Genomic DNA, 17,940 nt, shown 5'->3' on the forward strand with positions numbered 1-17,940 from the left:
CGTCCATCCCCGGCAGCGCGGGGATGTCGAAACCGACTTCGTAACCGGCAAGGTCAGCTTTGATGTTCATGGGGTTGGCTCCTGTCGGGGACGGGCGGACGTGCCGCTCCGCATCGGGGTGGATCGCGCCCCGGATCGGGGCGCGACAGGATCAGGCGTCGATGCCCGGCGAGGGCGTGTTGAGCAGATGTTCCATCGCGACGGCAACGCCGCCTTTGGAATGGGGCACACCGGCTTTCGACAGGGCCAGTTCGACACCGCTCAGCGCGCCGATCAGCGTCAGGTCGTTGATGTCGCCGAGGTGGCCGATGCGGAAGACCTTGTCCGCGACTTTCGACAGGCCGCTTCCGAGCGAGATGTTGTAGTTCTTGAGCGCGGCCTTGCGGAACGCATCGGCGCTATGGCCTTCGGGCATGAGAACAGCGGTCAGAACGCCGCTTTCATGTCCTTGCTGCTGGCACAGAACCTCGAGATCCCAGGCGCGGACGGCTGCGCGGGTCGCGGCGGCATGGCGCTGGTGGCGGGCAAAGACGTTCTCGAGGCCTTCTTCGTGGATCATCGCGACCGCATCGACCAGACCGTAGAGCATGTTGGTCGCGGGGGTATAGGGGAAGTAGCCCTTGCCCGTGATGTCGAGCATTTCCTTCCAGTCCCAATAGGACCGGCGGGTGCCGCCCTGCGCCGCCGCATCCAGCGCCTTGCGGCTGACCGCATTGAAGCTGATCCCCGGAGGCAGCATCAGGCCCTTTTGCGAACCCGAGACGGCGACGTCCACGCCCCATTCGTCGAAGCGGAAATCGACCGAACCCAGACCCGAGATCGTATCGACCATCAGGAGGGCGGGGTGGCCGGCATTGTCGATGGCGCGGCGGACTTCGGCGATGGGCGAGGTCGAGCCTGTCGAGGTCTCGTTATGGACAACGCAGACCGCCTTGATCTGGTGGCCGCTATCCTTGCGCAGATGCTCTTCGATCACGGCAGGATCGACGCCCGAGCGCCAGTCGCCGCCGATGAATTCGGCCTGAATCCCGAGCTTCTCGGCCATTTTCTTCCAGAGCGTCGCGAAATGGCCGGTCTCGTACATCAGGACGCGGTCGCCTTCGCGCAGGACGTTCGCCAGTGCCGCTTCCCAGGCGCCGGTACCCGAGGAGGGATAGATGATGACGTCTTGCTGGGTCTTGAAGATCGACTTGATCGCAGCCAGCGCATTGAGGCCGAGATCGGCGAATTCGGGGCCGCGGTGATCGATCACCTGCTGCGACATCGCGCGCAGGACGCGGTCGGGAACAGGGCTCGGGCCGGGGATCTGGAGGAAGTGGCGGCCGGTGACGTGGGGCATGTCGATTCTCCTGAAGATGGGCTATTGCTCTGGTGTTGAATAATGAATGCAAAATGCAAAACGCAAAGTCAATCAGCAAATGGCGCATAAAAACGATTTCGGGGGATGGTCGGAAAGCTGCGCCGCAAGGCATTGAAAACGCGGGGCGCGAGGCGGGCGGGCGCCGAAAATATCTCCGGCGCGCGCGGGGTTTTGAGGAGTGCTCTGCCTTACAGCACGACGAAGACAAGCCAGAGGACGAGCGGCGCGATCAGCGTCACCAGCGCGCCGTAACCCATGAGCTGGCGGTAGAAGGCCGCTTTGTCGCCGCGCGAGTTCGCCAGAACCAAGGCGCCGCTGGTCGAGAAGGGGCTCACGTCCACGATGGTCGAGGCAACCGCCATACCGGCGATGAAGCCGATCGGGCTGACGCCGGTGCCGGCCTGAAGGAAGGGCACGGCGAGCGGGATGAGCGCACCCAGAAGCGCGGTCGAGGATGCGAAAGCCGAGACGATGCCGCCGATATAAAACAGCAGCAAAGCAGCCAGCATCGGCGAGGCCATCGAGGCCACGCTATTGCCGATGAAGTCGATCGTTCCCATGCCTTCGAGCACGGCGATATAGGTACCGACGCCGGTGATCAGCATGATCTCGGGCCAGGCCACCTGGCTCATGGCGCGTTTTTGCAGGTTGGGCTGGCTCAGCGCGATGACGAGGCCGACCGAAAGCGACACGAAGCCGATGTCGAGTTTGAAGGCAAGAACCAGAACCGCGACCAGCGCCAGACCGATGATGGTCATGATCTGGACCGGATTGCCGTCGCGGCCGGGGGATTCGGGATCCGAGCTGAGCTTGTTCGGATCGCCGCCGGTGCCTTCGCCGATTTCGGCGGTCAGGGCCTGTGCCTCGCTGTCGCCGAAAATCTGCGGGCCGGTTGCGGGCCTCGAGATCTCGAGATGCGGGACCTTGGTCGTGGTCTCGTTGAAATCGACGCGCATCTTCATCAGCTGGCGGCCGCCGAGCAGGAAGAAAAGGATCAGCACGCAGATGAAGTTCGCGCCGAAGCTGGCGAAAAACGTGACCAGCTCGTTGATCGGCAGACCCGCGCGGGTGACGACGCCATTGGTGATGCCGCCGAAAATCCCGATGGGCGAGAAGGCACCGGCCGAGGCCCCTTGCGCCACCATCATCCCCATCATCAGGGGCGAGATATGGTAGCGGAAGGCGAAGCTCAGCGCGATCGGGGCGACGATCGCCACCGCGCCGGGCGTGACCGCACCGATCGAGGTCAGAAGCGCCGCGATGAAGAACATGATCCACGGGATCAGCGCGATGCGGCCCTTGACGGCACGGACGGCGGCACGGACCAGCCAGTCGATCGTGCCGTTGTTCTGGGCGAGAGCGAAAAGCCAGGTAATGCCGGCGAGCGTCAGGAACAGCCCGCTCGGGAAACCGGCGATGATCTCTTTGGTCGTGTCACCGGCCAGAAGCGTGCCGACAAGGAACGCACCGACAAAGGCGAGAACGCCGATGTTGATCGGTAATGCGGTTGCTATGACGAACATAGCGACCAGTGCTGTTATGGCGATTAAATGATGAGTCATGCGCGGCCTCCCACCTTTGCATGCGGCGATCTGAAGCAGGCCGGAGCATCGACCTCTACATAATTAATTATTAAATTATGAATTATATTTAGCGCTAGATTTTTTTTACAATTTAGTCAATAGGTTGTAATTTTCTTGCGCCGGACATGTCGCGCATATCCGCAGGCGAGAGGCTCTGTCGACACCGGCAGGGACGGGTTTCACCCTGTGCCCCCACGATGATTCCAGCCGCCATCCGGTCGCCGTCTCGCGCCCAGACTATGTTGGCGTGCCGCCCGAACGGTCAAGCGCGCCGGCATCGGGTAAAGGCATGATTGCTCTGGACCGGAAGTCGCAGAGGGAGGCCGGCGCTGATGCTGTTGCTCGGCTCAGCAGGACTGGTCCGGTTGACGGTCGAATGCTCTCACTCTTGCGCTCATAGAGCGCGCATAGCCTCGGTGCGCTGTCATGTTGCGGACATAAAAGATGCAAAAAGCCGCCGAAACCTTGGGAAATACGGGGGCAGACTTGACCGTTCCGCGCATATATGTCATATAAGTGTTACATTTTTTGCGTTATATGCCGAGGGGTTAGCGCGGTGCGGCGAGTCATTACCTACGGAACTTTCGATACGCTCCATCACGGACATATCCGTTTGCTTCGCCGGGCGCGCGAGCTCGGGGACTATTTGATCGTTGCCTTGTCGACCGACGAATTCAACGCGCTCAAGGACAAGACGGCCTATTTCAGCTACGACGAGCGCAAGCAGGACCTCGAGGCCCTGCGCTATGTCGATCTGGTCATTCCCGAGACGAGCTGGGCGCAGAAAGCAAAGGACATCCGGCTTTTTCATGCCGATGTCTTCTGTATCGGCGACGATTGGGCGGGAAAATTCGATGAGCTGAAATCGCTTTGGGAAGTGACCTATCTCGAGCGCACGCCCGGGATCTCCAGCACCGCCATTCGTCAGCGCATCGCCGCTTCGGCCTAAGCCGCCTCCGGTTACCTGTCAGGACATTCTATGATCGAGAGACCGTTGCTCGACGTGGCAATCAACGGATTGCCCGGCTATGGCAGCTATGGCACCCATCCTTCGCTGCATCAGGTTCATGCGATCTCGGGTCCCGTCACGCGCATCGTCATCCATGCCGATAGCGGCAGCGAGCAGGAGCTGCATTTCCCGATCGTCAAGGTGATGGGGCCGGACCGAAAAGAGCTGGCCCTTGACGATATCGTGGCCAATGTCACGCTGACCAGCGCGCATCAGCGCCATGAAGGAAGCGATATCCGCCGGCTTTTCGTGACCTCGAAGCAGCTCACCTCTGGGAAAGAGGCGCGGCCAGCGATGACGATCCTCTTCAAGCCGGGCGTAAAAGTCTCGGTTCTGCGGCTCGTCAACCGTGGCCGTCTCGGTGCAAAGGCGCGTCATGTCTGTCTTTCGGCCTATCATCAGGGCAAGCTGTTTCTCAGCGCGCAACACTACAATCCCAAAGACGTTCAGGACAGCTTTATCGGGATCTGCGGGCGTTATGATGTGGCTTTGCCCGCGAAATTTTCGGCCGGTTGGCAGGCGCGTGTTATTGCCGATTTGCACGCCAAGCTCAGCGCGGCGATCGAGGCCGATACCTGCGATCTCGATGCCCGCGAACTGATTTCCCTGCTTCCCGTTTTCGAGACCCGCCCCGAGCTGAGCGATTTTGTCCTCACCGCGACGGCCCAGCTTTTGCTTTTGATCGGAGGCAAGCGTCTGGTGGCGCATTCCCCAGACCTCAAGCCTTTGTCCGCGATCATGTCCTCGCCCTCGCGGCTCGAGGCTGTCGTCGACAAGGCCAATGCGCTCGCCTCGAAGCGGCTGGACCGCAAGGTGGGAATTGTCGCCTGCAAACATACGTTCCAGGAACCGCGCCTCATCCGCGAGCGCGACAAATACCTGAGCGCGCTCGATGCGATTATCCCCGCAATGGTGAAGAGCGGCGTGACGCCCATGCTGTGCTACGGCAGCCTGCTCGGGGCGGTGCGCAACGGCGAGTTCATGCCGCATGACGACGATGTCGACCTTCTTTATCATGACGGCTCGACTTCGTATGCCGAGATGCTCGCCAACCGCAAAAAGCTGAGCGATGCTTTGGTGGCAATGGGTTACACCAGTGATCTCAGCGACAATCTCGTCAATTTCCACGTCTGGGACGAGCGCGGCGGGCTGGATTTGTTTCCTTGCTGGGAGGAGGGGGACAAGCTGCATGTGATGCTGAAATATCCGCAGTATTTCCCCGTTCCGAAGCGCTTTCTGCTGCCGGTGGGCAAGGTGTCGCTTTACGGGCGCAGCTATCCCGCGCCGGCTCTGCCCGAGGCCTTTCTCGAAGCGCGATACGGCTCTGGTTGGCCGGTGGCCGATCCCTATTACGAATGGCCCTGGCCGCTCGAAGGGCGCGGCAATGCTGCGGTCGCCTCTGGGCCCAATGCCGCCTCCGCGCAATCCTTGCTGGGCAAGGTCATGAAGCCGCGTAAGCTGCTGGGATCCGTTTTACGCCTTCGGGGCTGAAGACGTACTGCGCCGGCTGATAGCGGCGCAGATCGCCGCGCCTTGCTGCAGCCTGATGGTTCTTGACGAAAGCAGCTGGGTCCGAGGGATCGAGCCGCATCAGATCGGTGGGCGGCATCTCCCACCAGCTTGTCTCCAAAAGCGCGGCGCGCAGGCCCGCATCCTCGATCCGGTAGCGGATATGGCGCGCGGGATTGGCTCCGACAATCGAATAGGGCTCGACGTTTTTGGTCACCATCGCGCCCGCCGCGAGAACCGCGCCGGTCCCGATCGTAATGCCGAGGCTCAGCGTCACATCACGGCCGATCCAGACATCATGACCGATGCGCGGCCAGTCTTTGTGGTCGCGGATATGCCAGCCGATCTTTTCGCGCAAACCTTTGGTCTCGATCCCGTCGAGCATGACGTTGTTGGGCCGGAAGCTGAAGATCGACGTCGTGAGCGAGGTCAGCGGGTGGTGGCTGTCGAGAATGGCGAGCCCGGACGAAATCGAGCAATAGCGTCCCACAGTCATCGGCTCGGGCAGGGGCGAATAGGAATAGGACAGCATGCCGATGTTCGAGATGCCCGAATAAGAGGCACCGCCGACCGAGGGGCGATAGGGAAACTGGTAAAGCGCCGCGCGCTCCTCGATCACGGCTTTGGATGTGATCTTGAGCTCGGTCCCGATTTTCATCGAGCCGTAATAGGCCGGTCCCGGCGCTTTGACCGCGCGGGTCAGGAGGACGCGGTCCTTCCAAAGGCTGCTCGCCAGTTCTTCGGTCAGTATCATCCGGGGCGCATGTCCTTTATCGGGCTCTTTCGGGCAGAGGGCTAATTCCTCAATGTAAATGGACATATAGCCGCCCGCAAGCATTGCCGCAGAGGCGGGCGCAGGGTTGGGGTTTTCCGCGCATGTCGCCACGCTCGGCGCGGGGATGCGGCGGCAGGCAGACCGAGAGGCCGCCGCCCGTCATCGAGACCGGCTTCAGGGCAGGGACCGCACAGCAATCGGTCAGGGGCGGGTCGCCGATTTCACCAGCTGCGCGCCATCCATGCATATTGGTATTATAAGTTTGCATAACGGACAAATGTATGTCCGGATAATGGAAGCGTCTTTAGCAAGGTGGTGCGTTATGCGCAGTTTTCCAGCCGGATATGGGGTTTCGCGTCGGGGTTTCATTGCCGGTCTATCGGCCACGACTTTGGCAGGACGTGCCTTTGCGCAAGGCAGTACCAGTCTGACGACCGGAGCCGTTTTCGACACCCATGTCGCGGGTGGTCCGGAAACGCGGCCGCTGACGACGGCCTTTCCGCAAAAGGGCGAGATGATCCTCCAGCGGGTCACGCCGCCTTGGCTTGAAACGCCGCCCGATGTCTTCGATCAGGGCGTTTTCACCCCCAACGACCGTTTCTTCGTGAGCTGGCATTGGGCCACGCTGCCGCCCGAGATCGATGTCGAGACCTTCCGGCTCAAGATCCTCGGAAGTGTCGAGACGCCGCTCGGCCTCGGCGTCAACGAAATCCTCAATGATTACGAGCGGGTCGAACTGGCCGCCGTCTGCCTTTGCGCGGGCTCCGGGCGCAGCTATTTCGAGCCGCGCGTCACCGGCCCGCAATGGGGCAATGGCGCGATGGGCAATGCGCGTTGGGTCGGCGTGCGTCTGCGCGACGTGCTCGAGAAGGCGGGGATCAAGGCGGGAGCGATACAGGCGCGTTTCGGCGGACTGGATCAGGCGCTTGTACCCGATGCGCCGCCCTTTATCGGGACGCTCGATCTCGATCACGCGATGGACGGCGAGGTCATGATCGCTTTCGCCATGAACGGCGAGCAGATCCCTTATCTCAACGGCTTCCCGCTGCGTCTGATCGTGCCGGGCTGGAGCTCGGTCTACTGGATCAAGATGCTCAACGATATCGAGATCCTGAGCGAGCCCGACGAGACCTATTGGACGAAGTCGGCCTATCGCGTACCCGACAACCCGACCCATACCGTCGATGCGGGTATGCGCACGGGGTTCGAAGTCCGCAAGGTGACCTATCTTCTGCCGCGCTCGCTGGTGACCAATCTGGCCGATGGCGCTCAGGTGCCCTCGGGCACGGCGACGGAGCTGCGCGGGATCGCGATGGGCGGGAATGCCGGTGTCAAAGCGGTCGATTACTCGCTCGACGGCGGCAAAAGCTGGCAGGCGGCGACGCTTGGCGAGGATCACGGCAAATACAGCTTCCGCCAATGGACCGCGAACGTGACCTTCCCCGACAAGGGCGAGGTCGGCGTCATGGTCCGTGCCACCAACGACAACGGCGTCGCCCAGCCCCTTCAGCGCACCTGGAATCCGCGCGGCTATATGTGGAGTTCGGTCGAGACCCGCAAGCTGCAGGTGGTCTGAGATGCAGAGCGTGGAAACCACAACCATTCGTACCTCCTGCTGGAAAGGGAGCATCATGTCGTTTCGGTCTTTGACGTGTGTCGCGATCCTGATGGCCGCGGCGGGTCTGGCGCAGGCGCAGGGCAGCGATCTCGACGCGGTGAAAGTGCTGACCTCGGTCCAGTTCGACCTTCCGGTCAGCGACGAAATGCTGCCCGATGCCGGTGTCGGCACGGACGAGATCAACTATACCTGCCTCGCCTGCCATTCCGCCGATCAGGTCTTCTACCAGCCCTATGTCGCACGCGAACAATGGGCGGAAACCGTCGAGCGGATGGAGACGGCCTATAAGGCGGTCATTGATCCCGACGACAAGGAAAAGATCCTCGATTACCTGACCGCTTTCCGCGGGCTGAAGTAAGGCGGCCTCTTTCCTGACCGGCCCTTTTCCTTCTCGGGCGGAAAGGGCCGTTTTCCGTTTCGCGGCGGAGAAGCGTGGGGGGCCGCGCGATACGTTTCTCTGGACAAGATGAGGGGCAATGGCCCAAGACGAGGGTTGAACCGGCGGTGCTTCGGTGGGGGATCCCGCCGGACAAGCCGCCCTGTGCAAGCGCTCGCAGAGGGGCAACAGACCATTTCCAAGATCCCGACCACCCGTATCGACAAATTGCTCTCCTCCATGGGCTATGGCTCGCGCAAGGAAATCGCGCGTCTGGCCAAGGTCGGAGGGATCACGCTGGATGGCGCGGACCTGCCCGATGCGACCAAGCGCATTGCGGTTACGCCCGATCTGCCGGCCCGCATGCGGATTGACGGCGAGGCGCTCGATCCGGTCGAGGGGCTGGTTTTGCTGTTGAACAAGCCGCTCGGGATGACCTGTTCGCACAAGGAAAGTGGGGCATTGGTCTATGACATCCTGCCGCCGCGCTGGCGCCACCGCGATCCCGCGATCTCGACCATCGGGCGTCTGGACAAGCAAACCTCGGGCCTGCTCCTGATGACCGATGACGGGGGTTTCCTTCACCGCGTCATCAGCCCCAAAAGCATGATCACCAAGACCTATCGCGCCAAGCTCGCCCGCCCGCTCGAAGGGGGCGAGGGGGCGCTTTTCGCCTCGGGCAGCCTCCTGCTCGAGGGCGAGGAGCGGCCATTGGCCCCCGCCACTCTCGAGGTGGTCACCCCGACAGAGGCGCTGCTTCACGTCACTGAAGGCCGCTACCATCAGGTCCGCCGCATGTTTGCCGCAGCCGGTAACCATGTCGAGGAACTCCACCGCGAGCGTCTGGGCGGGTTGAGCCTGCCCGATGACCTTTTGCCCGGCCAATGGCGGCTGCTCGCGCCGCAAGAGATCGCGCGGATTTTCGAGAAGGAAGCGGCCTAGGGGGCTCCGGTCAGAGCACCGCGTTTCGGTCGGTCGGGGCCTGTTTCCGCGCGTGCCGCGTTTCAATATGTTCTTGATTTGTTCGTGTCGGCTGCGCTAAAAAGCACCATGCCGCAAGCGAGCCGCCCAGACCTTGCCACGACGAAAGCGGAGGCCCCCGATCCGCACGCCGACCCGCAGCTTGATCCGCGCATGGCGCTGGGTTTGCGCGGGGCCCGCGTGCACGAGGCGCAGGGGCGCGGGCGGGTGGCTTTTGCCCTTTTCCAGATGGCGCGACATCGCGGCGCGCTTTTCTGGATCACGCCGGCACGCAACCACCAGCGACTGATGATGGGCGGCTTGCCCTTCGGGGTCGGCGAGCGTCTGCATCTGGTCGAGGCCGCGAGCGAAAAGGACCTTCTCTGGGCAACGGAAGAGGCCTTGCGCGCCAGCCCTGCCGGTCTTGTCGTCGCCGAGCCCGAAAAGCCGCTTTCCTTGACGGCGGGACGCCGGTTGCAGCTTGCCGCCGAGACGGGCGGGACCACCGGATTGATGCTGATCGGCGAGGGGCGGGGCAGCAATGCCGCCGAAAGCCGCTGGCATTGCGAGCCGGTCGCCGGTGCGGCCCCGTCCGCGCTGGCGGTTTCGCGCGGCGCTCTGCCGGATCCGGCCCTGCATCATTGGCAGCTGGTCAAAAACAAATCGGCCCCTTGCAGGGGCTGGCTGGTGGCTTGGGATGGCACGACGGCGGATGATCTCGTCCTTCACGAGGCCGAAAACCCGCAAGGGTTGCAAAAGCCGCCCGTCGCGCCGGCCTTTTCTCCGGTATTCGGCGCAGATTTGGCCGTGCCGCGAAAGCACGGCGACAGTCAGGACCAGTCCGAAAACGAGGCGCCGCCGCGCGCCTGATCGCCCGCGATGGCGCGCGCGTCAGGCGGGGGTCGGATCCGCATTCGTGGCGCAAAGATGCCCGCCGCCGATATCTCTCAATGCGACGGCGACGGGGCCGGAACCTGCGGGCCAGACCGGACTCGGGATGTCGCCGGTCAGCCTCGGCCTTGCGGCAAGGTCTTGACGCGGATCGGGGACGGGAACCGCCGAAAGCAGGCGCTTGGTATAGGGATGCTGCGGGTTTTCAAAGACTTGCGCGCGCGTCCCCATCTCGACGATCTGGCCCAGATACATTACCGCCACGCGGTCCGAGATATTCTCGACCACCGCCATATCGTGGCTGATGAACAGATAGCTCACCCCCATTTCGCGTTGCAGATCGCGCAGAAGGTCGAGAACGCGCGCCTGAATGGACACGTCCAAAGCCGCGACGCTTTCGTCGCAGATGATCAGCTTGGGCTTGAGCGCCAGCGCGCGGGCGATACAGATCCGCTGGCGCTGGCCGCCCGAAAACTGGTGCGGATAGCGGTCATAGGCATTCTCTGGCAGATCGACACGGGCCAGCAATTCGCGCACGCGTGCGCGTTGCTCCGACGGTGTGCCGATCTGGTGGATGACCAGCGGCTCGCGGATCAGCTCGCCCACGGTCATGCGCGCATCAAGCGCCGCCATCGGATCCTGAAAAACGATCTGCATGTCGCGGCGCAACGCCTTGCGCCCCTCGCGGTCGAGCTCGCCCAAGGCCCGCGTGCCGACCTCGATCCGGCCCTGATGGGGCACGAGCCCGACAAGCGCCTTGGCCATGGTCGATTTGCCGCAACCGGATTCGCCTACGAGCGACAAAGTTTCGCCCTGAAAAATCTGCAGCGAGACCTTTTCGACCGCATGGACATTCGAGACCGTCCGCCCGAGAAGCCCCGCCTTGATCGGAAAGGTGACCGAGACATCCTTGTAATCGACCAGCACCGTGCTGCCGGTAAAGGCCGGCCGCGCGGCCCCCGCGCCCAGACGCGGCACTGCCGCCAGAAGGTCGCGGGTGTAATCCTCGCGCGGGGCGTCGAATAGGTCGATCGTCGGCTGTTCCTCGACGACTTTGCCGCCCCGCATCACGATGACCCGATCCGCCATTTCGGCGACAACGCCCATGTCGTGGGTGATCAGGATCACCGCCATGCCAAGATTGCGTTGCAGATCGCGCAAAAGATCAAGGATCTCGCGCTGCACCGTCACATCAAGCGCGGTCGTGGGCTCGTCCGCGATCAGCACCGCAGGTTCGAGCGCGATGGCCATAGCGATGACGACGCGCTGGCGCATGCCGCCCGACAGTTCGTGCGGATATTGCTCGAGCCGCTTTTCGGGTTGGGACAGCCGCACCGCCTTGAGCGCCTCGAGCGCGCGGGCGCGGGCTGCGGTGCGCGACATCGGCTCGTGGGCGCGGATGGCCTCGGTCAATTGGCGGCCGATGGTCATGACGGGGTTGAGCGCCGTCATCGGCTCTTGAAAAATCATCGCGATGCGCCCGCCGCGCAGGGGCTGCATCTGCGCATCGCTCAGCGTGGTCAGCTCGATCCCGTCAAGCCGGATCGAGCCGCCCGTCACCCGCACAGCAGGGGCCGGAAGCAGCCCCATGCAGGCGAGCGAGGTGATCGATTTGCCCGAACCGCTTTCCCCCGCAATCACCAGCGTCTCGCCGCGCGACAGCGTGAAACTCAGGCCTTGGACCAGCGGGATCAGCCCCTCGTCCGAGCGGGCCCCGACATGGAGATCGGTCACCGTCAGAACGGGGTTTTCGCTGTTGGCGACGGGGGAAAGGGCAGGGGCGATCATTCGAACACGGACCTCGGGAAGTAGAAGCTGACGACGACATTGGGCATGTCGACGATCTCGGAGATGCGCAGATCGCCACAGGTCGAGACCAGCATATAGGCATCGACGGGATCGAGCTTCTGGCTGGCGCACAGCAGATCGACCATGCCCGCGACGGCCTCCTTGGCGGCGGCCCAGAGGTCGGGGCCGATGCCGGTCGTGACCTCGTAGCCTTTGGTGTCGAGATGGCGCGTCACAGGGCCCGGCGTGGTGAAGCGCGGGAATTTCAACGGCTGGTCCTTGATCAGATCCAGCGTCAGAACCACGTCGAAGGGGCTTTCGATCGCCGTGCCGCAGACCTCGCCGTCGCCTTGGGCGGCATGGGTGTCACCGACCGAGAAAAGCGCGCCCTCGACTTCGACCGGCAGATAAAGCGTGGTCCCCGCCGAGAGGTCGCGGATGTCGAGATTGCCGCCGACACGGCGCGGCGGCACCACGCTGTGATGGCCGGCTTCGGCCAAAGCATTTCCGATCGTGCCCGCGAAGGGTTTGAGCGGAACGCGGCCGTTCTTGCCGAAAAGCGCGGGCTCCATGCTGGTCGCGTCGAATTTCCAGACGTTCAGCGCAGGCGTGGTGAACTGGTCGGCCAAAAGGCCGAAGCCCGGGATATTGGCGGTCCAGCCGAAACCCGCACCGTCGCGCAGCTGGGGGGTGAAGCTGTCGATGGTGACTTTCAGCACATCGCCCGGTTTGGCGCCTTCGACATGGATCGGGCCCGAGACCGGATTGATCTTGCCGAAATCCAGCGCGCCCACATCCTCGACGGTGGAGCGGGGGCCAAGCTGGCCCCCGGAACTGTCGAGGCACTGGAACAGGATCGTCTCGCCCGGTTCGGCACGCAGGGCGGGGGCAAAGCTGTTGTCCCAGCCGAAGTGATGCTGATGGGCATGGATCGTATGGTTGCAGTGCTTGCACATGGAAAGATCACTCTTTGATGAAAACGTAATCGTAGTTGACGGGGATCGAGACCGGATCGACGTAAAGCGCATCCGCACCACCCATCCGCGCGGATTTCATGGTGAAGCGCTGCTCGTTGAAGACCGGAGCCCAGGCGGCATCCTTCATCACGCCCATATAGACCTCGGACCACAGGCTCAGGCGCTCTTCGGCTTTGGCGGGATCGATGACGGAATCGGCTTTGGCGGCCAGAGCGTCCAGATCGGCATTGCAGTATTTCGACCAGTTCCAGCCGCCGTCGATCGCGCCGCCGCAACCGAGGATCGGGCCGTAGAAGTTCGACGGATCGGGGAAGTCCGCGATCCATGCCATGCCGCCCGACCAGATCATGGGAGCCGTGCCCGCGCCACCTGCCTCGATCACGTTGGCCTGCGCCAACGAGCGGATGTTGGCGGTGATGCCGATCGCCTTGAGGTCTTGCTGGATCGCCTGCGCGATCCGCGGGTTGGGATCGGTGTTCATGACGTAAAGCTCGGTCTCGAACCCGTCGCCCAAACCGGCATCGGCCAGCAGCTTCTTGGCACCCTCGACGTCGTAGGGATAGCCCGCGTAATCCTTGGTATAGCCCGGCATCGAGGGCGGCAGCGGCTGGTTCGCCGGAATGGCGCGGCCGTTGATGACCTGAACGATGCGGTCCTTGTTGATCGCCATATTGACGGCCTGACGGACCTCGGGCTTGTCGAAGGGGGCGGCGGTCACATTCATCGTGACGTAGCCGGTATGGAGCTGGCCACCCTCGACCACGAGCGCGGCCTGTGCCGGATCGCCCATGACTTCGACGAATTTCGCGGGCGGAATGCCGTCGCCGGGAATATCGACCTCGCCGTTTTGCGCACGCAAAAGCGCCACGACCGGCTCTTGGCCGACTTCGACGGTGAAGCTGTCGAGATAGGGCACGCCCGCGATCCAGTAATCGGGGTTCTTTTCAAAGACGAGGCGCTGGCCGAGCGACCATTCCGCCAGTTTGAACGCGCCGGTGCCGACCGGCTTCTTGCCGAAATCCGCGCCTGCTTCTTCGACCGCCTCTTTGGGCACGATGAAGGAGAAGTTCAGCGCCATGACATGGAGGAAGGTCGCATCGGGGCGCGAAAGCTTGAAGACGACGGTCTGCGCATCCGGCGCGCTCACGCCCGAAAGCGGGCCTTTGCCTTCGGCGGCGGCATCGAAGCCCTCAATCATGCCGAAGAAGCCCTGACCGGGGGATTGGGTGGCGGGATCGACGGCGCGGTTGATCGAATAGACCACATCTTCGGCGGTCAGTTCGCGACCGTTGTGGAATTTCATGCCCGCGCGCAGCTTGAACGTATAGGTCAGCCCGTCCTCGGTGAACTCATAGCTCTCGGCAAGGCCGGGGCGCAGGTTGGTCGTGCCCGGTTCGTAATCCATCAGCCCGTCGAAGAGCGATTTGATCATCGACCAGTTTTGCCAGTCGTAGCCGATGGCGGGATCGAGCGTCGCGACATCGTCCTTATAGGTCACGATCATGTTGCCGCCCGCGACGGGCTCTTGTGCCAAGGCGGGGCTGAAGGACGTCAGCAGGGCCAAAGCGGTGGAAAGGGCCAGTTTTTTCATTGTTATCCTCCTGTTGGTAAAGTCAGCGCAGCTTGATCCGCGGATCGATCAGCGGCGAAATGAGATCGGCAAGCAGGTTGCCCAGAACGATGCCGCAGGCCGAGACCAGCGTGACACCCATGATGATCGGGATGTCGACGCGCTGGATCGCCTGCCAGGCCAGCTGCCCGATGCCCGGCCAGCCGAAGACGCTTTCGACGACCACGATTCCCGACATGAAAATGCCGATATCGATGCCGATCATGGCGATGATGGGCAGGATCGCATTGGGCAGGGCATGACCGAGAATGATCCGGCGGCGCTTGAGGCCCTTGGCGCGGGCGGTCCGGATGAAATCGGCGCGCAACACGTCGATCATCGACGAGCGCATGATCCGGCTGTACCAGCCCGAGCCGAGAATCCCCAAGGTCAGTGCGGGCAGCACGAGATGGGCGAAGGTGCCGTAGCCGCCGATCGGGAACCAGCCGAGCTTGACCGAGAAGACGTAAAGCAGCAGCAGCGCGACCACGAATTGCGGCGCGGAAACCGTGATAAAGGAGGTCAGCATCAGGCTGTTGTCGAGCGTGCGGCCGCGGTAGAGCGCGGCGATTACGCCAAGGGTGATGCCGATCACCAGCTCGCAGAAAATCGCGGCGACCATCAGCTGAAGCGTGGCGGGCAGACGCGAGACGATCAGCTCGGAGACATTGGTCTTTTGCAGATAGGACCGCCCGAGATCACCGTGGAGCAGGTTCCACAGGTAATTGCCGTATTGCACCAGAAACGGCTGGTCGAGGCCGAGCTGCTGGCGGATGCTTTCGACGGTTGCGGGCGTGGCCGATCGTCCCGCGATCTGGCGCACGGGATCGGCGGGCAGAACGTAAAGCAGGATGAAGGTGATGAAGGAGACGCCCAGAAGGATCAGGGCGGATTGGATCAGACGGCGCAGAACATAGGCCAGCATCAGTCGCGCCCCTGTTGGGTTGGGTCGAGAATGTCGCGCAACGCGTCACCGACGAGGTTGAAGGCAAGCGCGAGCGCCAGAATGCAGGCTCCCGGAATGAAGACGAGCCAGGGCGCCGATTGGAAGTAGGTCTGGTTCTCGAAGATGATGTTGCCCCATGACGCGGTCGGGGGCTGCACGCCCACGCCGAGGAAGGACAGCGTCGCCTCGAGCAGCACCGTGGTCGAAATCCCCAAGGTCGCCCAGACGATCAGCGTCGGCAGCAGATGGGGCAGGATATGGCGAAAGAGGATGCGGCCATGGCCCGCGCCAAGGGTTTTCTCGGCGGCGATGAAGTCGCGCTCGGCCAGCGAGGAGGTCTGGGTAAAGACGACCCGCGCCGTCTGGACCCAGTTCACGAAGGCAATGACCATCGCCACGATCCACAGCGATGGTTGCAGGATCGCCGCCAGACAGATCGCGAGCAAAAGCGCGGGGAAGGCCATCATGAGATCGGTGAAACGCATCAGAACCGCGCCGACGGGGCCGCGGAAATAGCCCGCGGTCACGCCGATCAGCGTCCCGATCACCAGCGCCGTTCCGTTGGCCACGATCCCGATGATCAGCGAGGTCCGCGCGCCGTAAAGAAGCCGCGAGAAGAGATCGCGTCCCAAAAGGTCGGTGCCGAACCAGAACTGGCCTCCGGGCGCAAGCGGGGCGCCCTCGATCGTGAGCCCGTCGAAGAACTGCTCGTTCGGATCATGGGGCGCGAGCCAGGGCGCGAAAAGCGCGCCACCGATGAAAATCACCATCAGGACCAGCCCGAACAGCGCGAGCCGCCTTTGGGCAAGCTTGCGGAGCGTCGATGGTTTGCGCGGCTCGGCGCGGGCGGCCTCAGCCATGGCAGGCGCTGTCATCTTGCACCCTTTCGTTAGCGTTGCTGGCCACCACCCGCGCGGCGGCATCTTCAATGGTCACGCGCCAAGCCATGGCGATCTGGCGCAGGGCCTCGTAGGCTTGGGCTTCGGTCTTGCCGCGCATGACGAAAATCATCACCGCCTGCACCACGGTCTGGCGCGCGCTCAGACGGGTCTCGAGACCGGCGATCTGGGCCTGCGAGGCGTGGTCGCGGTCGAAATTGCTGCGCGCGACGAGAAGGGCCGCATAGATCCCGTTGTTGCCGACAGGCTTGAGAAGCTGCGCATGCGCCCCCATCGTCATCGCCCATTGCAGCCGCCCCGGTGCCTCCGAGCCGATAATCGCGATCATCGGCATCGGGCTTTGACCGGCGGGCCAGGGGAATTGCGCGTCATGGCCCTGATCGACATCATAGAGCACGAAATCTGCCGAGATCGCCTCGATCGGCAGTTCGGGCCAGACTTCGACGACGCGCAGGCCGATGATTTCGAGCTGGCGGGTCAGGCCCTGACCACCGGCGAGCGGCGGTTGCAGGATATAGGCGCAGGCCTGCGCGAGGTTTTCGGTCCGGATCTTGCTCATGACACCACCCGCAGCGAAGGGCGCATATCCCCGTCAAAGCGCGACCGGCTGAGATAGGGATCCGCGGCGCGCGGCGAAAGCCGTTTGATTTCCATGAATTGCTGTCCCTCGAGCCGCGCGATCACCACCGGCAGCTTTGCATGGAGCGTATCGCCCGCCAAAAGCGAGACATAGCCGCGCTTGGCGGCGGTATTGACCAGCGCGGACAGGGGCAGATGCTCGCCATCGGGCACGATTGTCAAAAGTTGCGCCAGTTCGTGAACCGAGCGGCGCGCCATTTCGGCAAAGGAATTGCCCAAAGGCGCGGGCGCGGGGGCAAACCACGGCCCGACCGAAATCAGCCCCTCGGCGGTGCTGCCGGTTTTGGACAGCTCGGCCTCGGTGAAATTGCACGACAGCACGGCCGGATTGACCGCGCCCCCCGAAGCGGCGCGCAGTTTGGCCAGCTCGGCAAAGAAGTGGTAGGCGCTTTCGCCGACAAGCGAGTTCAGGATGAAATCGGGCTTCAGCCGCGCGATCTCGTCGAGAATATGAGGCATCGAGGTGTCGTTGAGCACCTGATAGCGATCGCCCATGATCCGCCCGCCCGAGGCGAGGATGCGCTCGCGCGCGATCCGCGCGATCTCCCAGCCCCAGATGTAGTTCGAGCCGACAAGATAGGCATTCGGCCCCAAAGTCGCGGCCGCCCACTCGAGCAGGGGCACGACATGCTGGTTGGGGCAGGCATGCATATAGGCGATATGTTCCGAGGCCTCGAAACCCTCGTAAGGCAGCGGATACCACAAAACCCCGCCGTGACGTTCGAGCGCGGGGATCACCTCCTTGCGCGAGGCCGAGGTGACGCAGCCGAAAATATGGCGGATGTTTTGCTGACCGAGCAGTTCCTGGCACATCGGCGAATAATTGGCGAGATCGCCGGCGGGATCCCTGACCACGGGCGCGAAATCGACGCCGTAGCGCATATCGGCGGAAACCTCGTCGATGCCGCGCAAGACACCGGCCAGCGTCGCGCGCGACATCGGTTCATAGGTCCCCGAGCGGGACAACAAGACGCCGATCTCGATAATGCGCTTCACTGGTT

16 protein-coding genes are annotated in these 17,940 nt (G+C 63.0%); 6 read left to right on the forward strand and 10 right to left on the reverse strand.

What is annotated here, in order from left to right; genetic code table 11:
- Positions 1-151: 151 nt before the first annotated feature.
- A complete protein-coding gene (locus tag ACFFUC_RS13290; RefSeq protein ID WP_377686961.1) occupies positions 152-1,339 on the reverse strand; it encodes a pyridoxal-phosphate-dependent aminotransferase family protein in 1,188 nt (395 codons plus the stop codon).
- Positions 1,340-1,548: 209 nt separating this feature from the next.
- The gene (locus ACFFUC_RS13295; RefSeq protein WP_377686963.1) at positions 1,549-2,922 is read right to left on the reverse strand and encodes an SLC13 family permease; all 1,374 of its coding nucleotides are present in this window, start codon (positions 2,920-2,922) and stop codon (positions 1,549-1,551) included.
- Between the two features lie 577 nt (positions 2,923-3,499).
- Between ACFFUC_RS13295 and tagD the strand changes: the two genes are divergently transcribed.
- Positions 3,500-3,892: a glycerol-3-phosphate cytidylyltransferase gene (gene tagD, locus ACFFUC_RS13300; RefSeq protein ID WP_377686965.1), complete on the forward strand. Its 393-nt coding sequence runs from the start codon at positions 3,500-3,502 to the stop codon at positions 3,890-3,892.
- A 30-nt stretch (positions 3,893-3,922) separates the two neighbouring features.
- Positions 3,923-5,443 carry a LicD family protein gene (locus ACFFUC_RS13305; RefSeq protein ID WP_377686967.1) on the forward strand — a complete coding sequence of 507 codons (1,521 nt, stop codon included), beginning with the start codon at positions 3,923-3,925 and terminating at the stop codon, positions 5,441-5,443.
- Here ACFFUC_RS13305 and ACFFUC_RS13310 read toward each other — a convergent pair.
- A complete protein-coding gene (locus tag ACFFUC_RS13310) occupies positions 5,394-6,215 on the reverse strand; it encodes a CatB-related O-acetyltransferase (RefSeq protein ID WP_377686969.1) in 822 nt (273 codons plus the stop codon). The two genes, ACFFUC_RS13305 and ACFFUC_RS13310, sit on opposite strands and share 50 nt — an antisense overlap.
- A gap of 343 nt (positions 6,216-6,558) precedes the next feature.
- On the opposite strand from ACFFUC_RS13310, the gene ACFFUC_RS13315 reads away from it, so the two are divergent.
- From ACFFUC_RS13315 to ACFFUC_RS13330, 4 genes are all read left to right on the forward strand, one after another.
- Positions 6,559-7,812 carry a molybdopterin-dependent oxidoreductase gene (locus tag ACFFUC_RS13315; protein WP_377686970.1) on the forward strand — a complete coding sequence of 418 codons (1,254 nt, stop codon included), beginning with the start codon at positions 6,559-6,561 and terminating at the stop codon, positions 7,810-7,812.
- Positions 7,813-7,867: 55 nt separating this feature from the next.
- Positions 7,868-8,212: a hypothetical protein gene (locus ACFFUC_RS13320; RefSeq protein ID WP_377686971.1), complete on the forward strand. Its 345-nt coding sequence runs from the start codon at positions 7,868-7,870 to the stop codon at positions 8,210-8,212.
- A 183-nt stretch (positions 8,213-8,395) separates the two neighbouring features.
- On the forward strand, positions 8,396-9,172 hold the full coding sequence (locus tag ACFFUC_RS13325) for a 16S rRNA pseudouridine(516) synthase (protein ID WP_377686973.1): 777 nt from the start codon (positions 8,396-8,398) through the stop codon (positions 9,170-9,172).
- A gap of 108 nt (positions 9,173-9,280) precedes the next feature.
- Positions 9,281-10,060, forward strand: coding sequence for an ImuA family protein (locus ACFFUC_RS13330; protein WP_377686975.1), 780 nt, complete (start codon positions 9,281-9,283; stop codon positions 10,058-10,060).
- A 21-nt stretch (positions 10,061-10,081) separates the two neighbouring features.
- On the opposite strand, the gene ACFFUC_RS13335 is transcribed toward ACFFUC_RS13330, so the two are convergent.
- Genes ACFFUC_RS13335 through ACFFUC_RS13365 form a run of 7 tightly spaced genes read right to left on the reverse strand, consistent with a single transcriptional unit; the run spans position 10,082 to position 17,935 of the window.
- A complete protein-coding gene (locus ACFFUC_RS13335) occupies positions 10,082-11,869 on the reverse strand; it encodes an ABC transporter ATP-binding protein (protein ID WP_377686977.1) in 1,788 nt (595 codons plus the stop codon).
- Positions 11,866-12,825: an acetamidase/formamidase family protein gene (locus tag ACFFUC_RS13340; protein WP_377686979.1), complete on the reverse strand. Its 960-nt coding sequence runs from the start codon at positions 12,823-12,825 to the stop codon at positions 11,866-11,868. Before ACFFUC_RS13340 ends, ACFFUC_RS13335 begins: the two co-directional genes overlap by 4 nt.
- 7 nt (positions 12,826-12,832) lie before the next feature.
- Entirely contained in the window at positions 12,833-14,437 is a 1,605-nt protein-coding gene (locus ACFFUC_RS13345) for an ABC transporter substrate-binding protein (RefSeq protein ID WP_377686981.1), read from the reverse strand.
- Between the two features lie 22 nt (positions 14,438-14,459).
- A complete protein-coding gene (locus tag ACFFUC_RS13350; protein WP_377686983.1) occupies positions 14,460-15,380 on the reverse strand; it encodes an ABC transporter permease in 921 nt (306 codons plus the stop codon).
- Positions 15,380-16,261 (reverse strand): ABC transporter permease, encoded by an 882-nt coding sequence (locus ACFFUC_RS13355; RefSeq protein WP_377687005.1) that lies wholly within the window; start codon positions 16,259-16,261, stop codon positions 15,380-15,382. The genes ACFFUC_RS13350 and ACFFUC_RS13355 overlap by 1 nt, the downstream gene beginning before the upstream one ends.
- Positions 16,254-16,859 carry an ANTAR domain-containing response regulator gene (locus ACFFUC_RS13360; protein ID WP_377686985.1) on the reverse strand — a complete coding sequence of 202 codons (606 nt, stop codon included), beginning with the start codon at positions 16,857-16,859 and terminating at the stop codon, positions 16,254-16,256. Before ACFFUC_RS13360 ends, ACFFUC_RS13355 begins: the two co-directional genes overlap by 8 nt.
- Positions 16,856-17,935, reverse strand: a complete 1,080-nt coding sequence (locus ACFFUC_RS13365) for a transporter substrate-binding protein (RefSeq protein WP_377686987.1) — start codon at positions 17,933-17,935, stop codon at positions 16,856-16,858. The genes ACFFUC_RS13360 and ACFFUC_RS13365 overlap by 4 nt, the downstream gene beginning before the upstream one ends.
- Positions 17,936-17,940: the final 5 nt, after the last annotated feature.

This window comes from Paracoccus cavernae (assembly GCF_042430175.1).
GTDB classification, from domain to species: Bacteria; Pseudomonadota; Alphaproteobacteria; order Rhodobacterales; family Rhodobacteraceae; genus Paracoccus; species Paracoccus cavernae.